General features: G+C 54.5%; 2 tRNA genes and 1 rRNA gene (1 of these 3 cut by a window edge). All 3 read right to left on the bottom strand.

Going from position 1 to position 2500, the window contains the following annotated elements:
• Nucleotides 1-1866: ribosomal RNA gene (locus J2728_RS22130) — 23S ribosomal RNA — on the bottom strand (it extends 920 nt beyond the left edge of the window).
• 253 nt (nt 1867-2119) lie between these two features.
• A tRNA-Ala gene (locus tag J2728_RS22125) sits at nt 2120-2195 on the bottom strand.
• 65 nt (nt 2196-2260) lie between these two features.
• Nucleotides 2261-2337 (bottom strand) — tRNA-Ile (locus tag J2728_RS22120).
• Nucleotides 2338-2500: the final 163 nt, after the last annotated feature.

The following is a 2500-nucleotide window of genomic DNA, read 5'->3' as shown; positions in this document are numbered from 1 at the left end:
TGCAGGTCGGAACTTACCCGACAAGGAATTTCGCTACCTTAGGACCGTTATAGTTACGGCCGCCGTTTACCTGGGCTTCAATTCAGAGCTTGCACCCCTCCTTTTAACCTTCAGGCACCGGGCAGGCGTCAGACCCTATACGTCGCCTTGCGGCTTCGCAGAGCCCTGTGTTTTTGATAAACAGTCGCTACCCCCTGGCTTGTGCCACTCTCATCTGGTTGCCCAAAAGAGAGTCACGCTTATCCCGAAGTTACGCGTGCAATTTGCCGAGTTCCTTCAGCATAGTTCTCTCAAGCGCCTTGGTATACTCTACCTGCCCACCTGTGTCGGTTTCGGGTACGGTCTCCGTTGGAGTTATTTCCAGGGACCTGTTCACTGCCAGGAGCAATCCAATAAGCCCTGACAATTTACCAGATCCGTCACTTCCAACTGGTTCAGGAATATTCACCTGATTCCCATCGACTACGCCTTTCGGCCTCGCCTTAGGGGCCGACTAACCCTGCGCAGATTAGCTTTACGCAGGAACCCTTGGGCTTTCGGCGAGAGGGTCTCTCACCCTCTTTATCGCTACTCATGTCAGCATTCTCACTTCCGATACCTCCAGCAAGGCTCGCGCCTCACCTTCACCGGCTTACGGAACGCTCCGCTACCGCGTGCTTACGCACACCCATACCTTCGGCGTCTGGCTTGAGCCCCGTTACATTTTCCGCGCAGGTTCGCTTGACCAGTGAGCTGTTACGCTTTCTTTAAATGATGGCTGCTTCTAAGCCAACATCCTGGTTGTCAAAGCAAACCCACATCGTTTCCCACTTAGCCAGAACTTGGGGGCCTTAGATGATGGTTAGGGTTGTTTCCCTTTTCACGACGGACGTTAGCACCCGCCGTGTGTCTCCCGGATAGTTCTCTTGGGTATTCGGAGTTTGATTAGAATTGGTACAGCTCGCGCCGCCCGCATCCATTCAGTGCTCTACCCCCCAAGGAATACGTCCGAGGCACTACCTAAATAGTTTTCGCGGAGAACCAGCTATGTCCAGGTTTGATTGGCCTTTCACCCCTATCCACAAGTCATCCGAGAATTTTTCAACATTCACCGGTTCGGTCCTCCAGTAAGTGTTACCTTACCTTCAACCTGCTCATGGATAGATCACCTGGTTTCGGGTCGTCATGCGACGTACTTATTCGCCCTATTCAGACTCGCTTTCGCTGCGCCTACACCTAACGGCTTAAGCTTGCACGGCACATGAAGTCGCTGACCCATTATACAAAAGGTACGCCGTCACCACGCGCGGTGGCTCCGACTGCTTGTAGGCTTCCGATTTCAGGTTCTGTTTCACTCCCCTTGTCGGGGTGCTTTTCACCTTTCCCTCACGGTACTTGTTCGCTATCGGTCATTGAGGAGTACTTAGGCTTGGAGGGTGGTCCCCCCATGTTCAGACAGGATTTCACGTGTCCCGCCCTACTCGAGTCTGTCGCTATTTGACGCTTACGGGGCTATCACCCACTATGGCGGACCTTCCCAGATCCTTCAGCTTTATGTCACGACAGCACTGGCCTGGTCCCGGTTCGCTCGCCACTACTACGGGAGTCTCGGTTGATGTCCTTTCCTCCGGGTACTGAGATGTTTCAGTTCCCCGGGTTTGCTTAATGAACCCTATGTATTCAGGTCATTATACCTTGTCTGATCAACCGATCGCCGCTCCAGCCGAAGCTGAAGCAAAGTCGGGTGACCATAAAGGTGGGTTTCCCCATTCGGAGATAGCCGGATCAAAGGGTGCTCGCGCCTCCCCGGCTCTTATCGCAGCGTGCCACGTCCTTCATCGCCTCTCAATGCCAAGGCATCCGTCAGAAGCCCTTATGCGCTTGATCGTTCTCAGCAAAACCCATGCTGTTTCAGGTCCCGCCGCATCGCGCGGGGAGGCCTGAGCATGAGCTCTACCTTTAGTCAGACAATGATGTCTTCTTAAGTCCGCCCTTAAACCGGATCCGCATCCCAGGGGTGAGCTGCGGTCGGCGGGAGAACCCTGCCTTCACAATGTCATTTCGCGACTGGCTCTAGGAGCCAGCGCAAACTTGTCATTCCAATCGCGAGATCAATCTCAACCCGCATCGTACGGGGAGATGGTGGAGCCAGACGGATTCGAACCGACGACATCCTGCTTGCAAAGCAGGCGCTCTACCAACTGAGCTATGGCCCCGCTCTTTTGCAAGAGATGGAGTTTAGCCAGGAGAGCTGGTCGTGATCCGAAGTCAGGAGAAAGAGTGGTAGGCCTGGGCAGACTCGAACTGCCGACCTTACGCTTATCAGGCGTACGCTCTAACCACCTGAGCTACAGGCCTATGACGGCCTTCGGGGCATCCGCTCCGGGCTCGCGATCGCACCTTGATCTAGTCGATCAAGATGAGTGGAAAGAGAAACGAAGACGGCGGCGATCCGCTCTTTGTGGTGCGTCAAGCGCACCGTGTCTTGGAGTTCCAATAGGCCGTGAGACCTGGAGGAACA

This window comes from Caulobacter segnis, assembly GCF_031454995.1.
In the GTDB taxonomy this organism is placed as follows: Bacteria; Pseudomonadota; Alphaproteobacteria; order Caulobacterales; family Caulobacteraceae; genus Caulobacter; species Caulobacter segnis_E.
This window is presented reverse-complemented; position numbering and strand designations above follow the sequence as displayed.